Origin of the sequence: Polaromonas sp. (assembly GCF_043778355.1) — a bacterium.
In the GTDB taxonomy this organism is placed as follows: Bacteria; Pseudomonadota; Gammaproteobacteria; order Burkholderiales; family Burkholderiaceae_C; genus Polaromonas.
This window is the reverse complement of record NZ_JAYWHI010000032.1, coordinates 63007-69129: the sequence shown is the minus strand read 5'-3', so window position 1 is coordinate 69129 and position 6123 is coordinate 63007. Positions and strand designations below refer to the sequence as shown.

Here is a 6123-nt window from a genome sequence, read left to right as displayed (position 1 = left end):
CGTCGCCTACGTGGCCGACCAGAAAATACGGGATGCCGGAGGCATCGGTTTCGGCCACGGAATCAAGCAGGCAATCGGCCAGCCGGGAGATCGGCACGCAGGTGTCGGTGCTGATGACCTTGCAGCCCGGGCGGCTTTGCACGGCCGCAAAGTAGGCGTTGTGGCGGGCGGTCCACAACTTGGTGCGCGCTTCTGGCGTGGTCGCAAAATCAAAGGCCTTGCCGCCGTGTTCGCTGGCGATTTCTTGCACCAGGTCGCTTTGTTCTTTCACGCTGTTGGGGCTGCCGTGAAACTCCATCAGCAGCATCGGCTCTTCGCGCAAGCCCAATTTGGCATAGGTGTTGACCATGCGTACCGAGTTGACATCGATGAGTTCAACCCGTGCAATCGGAATCCCCATCTGGATGATTTGGATGGTGGTGCGCACCGCCGCCTCGATGCTCGGGAACGAACAAATCGCTGCCGAAATCGCCTCCGGCAAGGGGTACAGCTTCACGGTGATTTCGGTAATGACGCCCAAGGTGCCTTCCGAGCCCACCATCAGGCGGGTCAGGTCGTAACCGGCGCTGCTTTTCTTGGCGCGGGTGCCGGTGCGGATCACCTCGCCACTGGCGGTAACCACTTCCAGGCCCAGCACGTTTTCACGCATGGTGCCGTAACGCACGGCGTTGGTGCCGCTGGCGCGTGTCGCGCTCATGCCGCCCAGGGTCGCGTCGGCGCCGGGGTCGATGGGGAAAAACAGGCCGGTGCTTTTGACCTCTTCATTGAGCTGCTTGCGCGTCACACCAGGCTGCACCGTGACCGTCAGATCCTCCGCGTTGATGGACAACACCTTGTTCATGCGGCTCACATCAATGCTGATGCCGCCCTGCACGGCCAGCAAGTGGCCTTCGAGGGAGGTGCCTACCCCAAACGGAATCACCGGCACCTGGTACTGGCCGGCCAATTTGACGGCGTCGGCCACGTCGGTGGTGTTCTCCGCAAACACCACGGCGGCCGGCGGCGGTGCGGCAAACGAGGATTCGTCGCGCCCGTGCTGCTCACGCACCACCAGTGCGGTGGAGCAGCGCTCGGCGAAACGCGCCTTGAGCGCATCAATCAAGGCCGCGGGTGTCTCCCGCTGGTGGATTTCGGGAAGCAGGTGGTGGGGCAGGGGTGCGTTCATGGGGGTCTCCAGGGGCCAAGGCACAGTTTACGACGTGTGCCCTGTCCTGTCCCATGGGCTATCCCGCAGCCTCCGCCCTGAAAAGACGCGTGTCAGGAGCTCGCCGCCCGGCTGAACTCTTCCAGCGAGATAAAGCTGTCACGGTTGCTGTCGATCTGCTCGAAGCGTTGCGCCACAGCCGGGAAGCGTTCGGCCTCCTGGCGGCTCAGTTTGCCGTCCTGGTTGGTATCGGCACGCTTGAACGCGGCCTCCAGATCCTGTGGCGTGACGCGATTCGGCGGGATGGCTGCGCCGGGGCCGGTCTGCGCCCGCACGGCGGCTGCCGTGCCCAGGGTCAGCAGCGCCAGCAGCAGCACACTGCGCTTGTCGAAGGTCAGGAAGTTGGGAATAGAATGTTTTTGAACCCGCATGCAGTCGTCCTGAAAATGAATGAGCGGCCATTGCAACTCAGGGGGCAATGTGCCGCCAGCTCTTTTGCAGGGCGTTGCATCGCTGACATCCGGACCGACCGGCACACATTTTCTTGCTCCACGTAACGCGGCCTGCCCACCCCTCCCGCTGCGACACCAACAACACACCATGGCCAACCGACTTTCACAAATCGCCACCCGCACCGGTGACAACGGCACGACCGGGCTGGGCGACAACACCCGTGTTTCCAAGGACAGCCTGCGTGTGCATGCCATGGGTGATGTTGACGAGCTCAACTCGCAGATCGGTGTGCTGTTGTGTGAAGAGATGCCACTGGATGTGCGCGAGCTGCTGGTAGAGGTTCAGCACCAGCTGTTCAACCTCGGCGGCGAGTTGTCGATCCCGGGCTTCGAGCTGCTCAAGCCCGAAGCGGTGATCGTGCTTGACCAGGCGCTGGAAACCTACAACGCGACCTTGCCGCGCCTGGCCGAGTTCATTCTGCCGGCCGGCTCACGCGCCGCATCACTCGCGCATGTCTGCCGCACGGTCGCGCGCCGCGCCGAGCGCGCCGTGGTGGCGCTGGACCAGGCCGAGACGCTGAAGGAATCACCGCGTCAGTACCTGAACCGCCTGAGCGATCTGCTGTTTGTGCTGTCGCGCGTGCTCAATCGCATGAATGGCGGCGACGATGTGTACTGGAAAAGCGAACGGATGGCGCGGGCTGCCACGGAATAAGCCCCGGGATGCTACATTATTGATAGCTGCTTGGGCCCGCCCGACATGGGCTGGTGGCCGATTGGGCTTGTAAAGAGCGTTATTTCGGCAGCAGCATCGCCATCGTGATGCGCGACACGCAGGTCAGCTCGCCAGCGTCGTTGGTCAGCTCGATGGCCCAGACCTGGGTGCTGCGGCCGATGTGCACCGGACGCGTGATGCCGGTGACCCAGCCGCTGGTCGTGCCCTTGAGGTGATTGGCGTTGATGTCCAGGCCGACCGTGCGGTGGCCCTCTGGCGCGGCAAAGGCGGCGCCGCAGGAGCCCAGGGTCTCGGCCAGCACCACCGATACCCCGCCGTGCAGCAGGCCGTAGGGCTGACGGGTGCGTTCGTCGACCGGCACACGGGCGCGTATGAAGTCGTCGCCGACCTCCAGAAACTCGATGCCCAGGTGCGTCACCGCGCTGTTGGCGTTGCTGAGCTTGAGCAGTTCGATCGAAATCGGTCTTTTCCAGACGGGCATGGCAGGGTCCACAAAGGCTTGAATCCCCTGACTATAAAGAGAATGCCGCCTACAGTGCGCTGGTCGGGCTGCGCCTAAGCTGGCCGGTAAGCTGGGCACAGGGCAAACAAAGGACATGCATGCAGGTCAGAAACAAATGGATGGTTGCCGGCGGCGTGTTGCTGGCTTTGCTGGTCGGCGGCTGGCTGGCGCTGCTGCTGTTGCTGCCAAGCGACGAGGAGCTGGCCGCCAAAGCCTCTGCAGAGCTGGAGGCCCGGCTCGGGGTACCGGTGGCCGTGGGGGCGTTGGGCTGGCGCTTGTTTCCGGTTCCCGCTGTGGTGGTGCGCGATGTCGCGACGCGCCAGACACCCCCCATCACCATCAAAAAGCTGACCGTCCACCCCAGCCTGCCGGCCCTGCTCGACGGCCGGCTGCAGTTCGACAGCGCCGATCTCGACGGCGCGGTGCTGCCGCAACTGTCGTTGCGCGCGCTCGACAAGGGGCCCGGCATGGCTCAGGCCAACCCCGACGCCACCGTGCTTGAACGCTTTGTTTTTCGCGATGTGACCTGGGTCTCGCGTCGGGGCATGGCCGTGGTGTTCGACGGCGAAGTCGACTTTGACCCGGCCTGGCGTCCGCGGCAGGCCCATTTGCGCCGGCCCGGTGTGCAACCGGCCACCGACCTCAGGCTGACCCGGCAGGGCCAGGAAGACCGCTGGACCACACAAATCCGTGTCGGCGGCGGCACGGCTGACGGCGAGGTCGAAATCAAGACCCGCGACAAGGGCCGGCTGCGTCTGGAAGGCGCGCTCAAACCGCAGGGTGTGGAGGTCGCCAGTGCGATGGCCGCCTTCAACCGCAACTCCGTGATTTCAGGTCAGGCATCGGGCAACACCTCGCTGCTGGCCGATGGCGACACGGTGGGTGAACTGGCGCAGTCGCTGCACACCAAAACCGTCTTCAGCATGCGGGGCGCCACGCTGATGCGCTTTGACCTGGACAAGGCCGTGCGCAGCCTGGGCAAAGATTATGCCGGGCAGACGCAGCTGGACACGGTCACCGGCCAGATGGACACACAAAACACGCCGCAGGGCATGGTGGTGACCTACTCGGGCGTCAAGGCTACTTCCGGTGCGCTGACAGCGTCGGGTCAGGCCCGGATTGCCAACCGCCAGATCGACGCCGAATTTGCGGTCGACCTGATCGATGGCGTGGTCGGTGTGCCGCTGAAGGTTTCCGGGCCGTTTGAAAACGTCAAGGTGTCCGTGCCGGCCGGCGCTATCGCCGGCGCCGCTGTGGGAACGGCGGTGTTGCCCGGCATAGGCACCGCCATCGGTGCCCGCATCGGGGCCACCTTGGGCAAAATCTTCAGCCCGGAGCCCGACTCGAAAAAGGGCGCTCCCTCGGTGCCCCCAAAAACAAGGCCCTGAGTTTGCGCAAAGCCCGCGCCAAGGGATTGCGCGCCGCAAGCCAGGCGTCGGGGTGACAGACGGTAACCCTCAAAGGGTGGCGGGACTTTCCCTGTCTGCCCCGTCGCCGCAAGTGATATATTGGCGGCGGGCGTTTGATGCGGGACGGACGTGTTGCGTATTCAATGCCCTGCACAGCCGGTGTTTCCCGTTTAACCTCCTCTTTTCGCCATGCCCCAGCAGCATTCCATTGTCTCTTCGTCTACCGCGCCCACTGCGCTGGAGCGCGCGCTTGACCAGAACGAATCTGTCAAAGACACGGTTGAGCAGTCGGCCAACGAGCTGTTTGTGATCAACACCGTGCTCAAGCAGGAGTTGCCGAACGAGATACAAAGCGGCGAGGTGGCGCAAGCCCTGCGTAAAAGTGATGAGCTGGAAACCAAAATCCAGGAATCGGCCGAGGACCTGGCGCAGGTCAATCAGGTGCTGGAGCAGGAGATCGGTGAGCGCGCCGACCTGGAGCGCGAGCTGGCCAGAACCAAGGCAGCCTTGGCCAAGGCCAAGGCTGAGGCCGCAGACTAGCTTCGCGCGGCCGGCTTGCGGTTAAGCAGCGCGTACAGCAGGATCGCGCCGAAGGTCGCGGTGCCGATGCCACCGAGCGCGAACTGACCGAACTTCAGCGTGAAATCCCCGGTGCCCAGCACCAGCGTGATGGCCGCCACCAGCAGATTCTTGTTGTCCGAAAAGTCCACCTTGTTGTCGACCCATATCTTGGCGCCCGCCACCGCGATCAGGCCGAACACCACGATGCTGACCCCACCCATCACTGGCAACGGAATCGCCTGGATCAGTGCGCCGAATTTGGGGCTGAAGCCCAGCAGCAGCGCAATCAGTGCCGCCACCAGGAACACCGCTGTCGAATAAATCCGCGTGGCCGCCATCACGCCGATGTTCTCCGCATAGGTGGTGACGCCGGTGCCGCCCGCTGCGCCCGAGACCATGGTGGCCACGCCGTCGCCGATGAAGGCGCGGCCCATGTACTGGTCCAAGTTTTTGCCGGTCATGGCCGTCACGGCCTTGATGTGGCCCAGGTTTTCGGCCACCAGGATGACGGCCACCGGCGCGATCAGCAGCATCGCGTTCATTGTGAACACCGGCGCGGCGAAAGCCGGCAGCCCGAACCAGGCGGCGTTGGCAATCACCGACAGGTCCACCGGTTTGCCCAGGCCCAGACCATTGGTCAGCAGCGCATAAATCAGCGTGGCGACGATCAGTCCGACCAGAATCAGCAGCCGCTGCACCATACCGCGCGTCATCACCGCCACCAATGCCACGCTGACGAAGGTCACCAGCTGCATCCAGGAATCAAAATTGCTGGCCGCCATGTTCTTGATCGGGATGCCGGCCAGGTTCAGTCCGATCACCGCGACCACCGCGCCGGTGACCACCGGCGGCATGAAGCGCTCTATCCATCCGGTGCCCACCATCTGCACCACGGCGCCTATCAGGGTGTAGACCAGGCCGCAGGCAATGATGCCGCCCAGCGCCACACCGATGTTGGCATTCGGCCCCTTGCCGGCATAAGCGGTGGCGGCAATCACCACACCGATAAACGCAAAACTGGAGCCGAGGTAGCTGGGCACCTTGCCGCCGGTCACGACAAAGAAAATGAGCGTACCGATGCCGCTCATCAGGATGGCAATGTTCGGATCAAAGCCCATCAGAATGGGTGCGAGCACCGTCGCGCCGAACATGGCGATCACGTGCTGCACCCCCATCACTGCAGTCTGCGGCCAGGGAAGGCGCTCGTCAGGTCCAATCACGCCGCCTTGCGACAGCACCGCGCTGCTTTTTTCAGTCCAGCTAAACATGCCCATCATTGATCTCCTCTTGTAATTACAGGTGCGGCAATGCTAGGGGGA

7 protein-coding genes are annotated in these 6123 nt (G+C 63.6%); 3 read left to right on the top strand and 4 right to left on the bottom strand.

The genetic code is table 11. The features are described 5' to 3' along the window. A partial coding sequence (locus ACH2CW_RS06490; protein ID WP_395056287.1) for an FAD-binding oxidoreductase occupies positions 1 to 1165 on the bottom strand: 1165 nt, incomplete at its 3' end. 92 nt (positions 1166 to 1257) lie between these two features. Next, positions 1258 to 1575 (bottom strand): EF-hand domain-containing protein, encoded by a 318-nt coding sequence (locus ACH2CW_RS06485; RefSeq protein ID WP_395056285.1) that lies wholly within the window; start codon positions 1573 to 1575, stop codon positions 1258 to 1260. Positions 1576 to 1744: 169 nt separating this feature from the next. Between ACH2CW_RS06485 and ACH2CW_RS06480 the strand changes: the two genes are divergently transcribed. Beyond that, complete coding sequence (locus ACH2CW_RS06480; protein ID WP_395056283.1) at positions 1745 to 2311, top strand: cob(I)yrinic acid a,c-diamide adenosyltransferase; 567 nt, start codon at positions 1745 to 1747, stop codon at positions 2309 to 2311. Between the two features lie 79 nt (positions 2312 to 2390). Here ACH2CW_RS06480 and ACH2CW_RS06475 read toward each other — a convergent pair whose 3' ends face one another. Beyond that, positions 2391 to 2813 carry a hotdog fold thioesterase gene (locus tag ACH2CW_RS06475; protein WP_395056281.1) on the bottom strand — a complete coding sequence of 141 codons (423 nt, stop codon included), beginning with the start codon at positions 2811 to 2813 and terminating at the stop codon, positions 2391 to 2393. 119 nt (positions 2814 to 2932) lie between these two features. Here ACH2CW_RS06475 and ACH2CW_RS06470 point away from each other — a divergent pair, with 119 nt between their 5' ends. Next, positions 2933 to 4222 (top strand): glycine zipper domain-containing protein, encoded by a 1290-nt coding sequence (locus tag ACH2CW_RS06470; protein ID WP_395056279.1) that lies wholly within the window; start codon positions 2933 to 2935, stop codon positions 4220 to 4222. 210 nt (positions 4223 to 4432) lie between these two features. Next, positions 4433 to 4783: a hypothetical protein gene (locus ACH2CW_RS06465; protein ID WP_395056277.1), complete on the top strand. Its 351-nt coding sequence runs from the start codon at positions 4433 to 4435 to the stop codon at positions 4781 to 4783. On the opposite strand, the gene ACH2CW_RS06460 is transcribed toward ACH2CW_RS06465, so the two are convergent. Further along, positions 4780 to 6078 carry a solute carrier family 23 protein gene (locus ACH2CW_RS06460; protein ID WP_395056289.1) on the bottom strand — a complete coding sequence of 433 codons (1299 nt, stop codon included), beginning with the start codon at positions 6076 to 6078 and terminating at the stop codon, positions 4780 to 4782. The two genes, ACH2CW_RS06465 and ACH2CW_RS06460, sit on opposite strands and share 4 nt — an antisense overlap. Between the last annotated feature and the right edge of the window lie 45 nt (positions 6079 to 6123).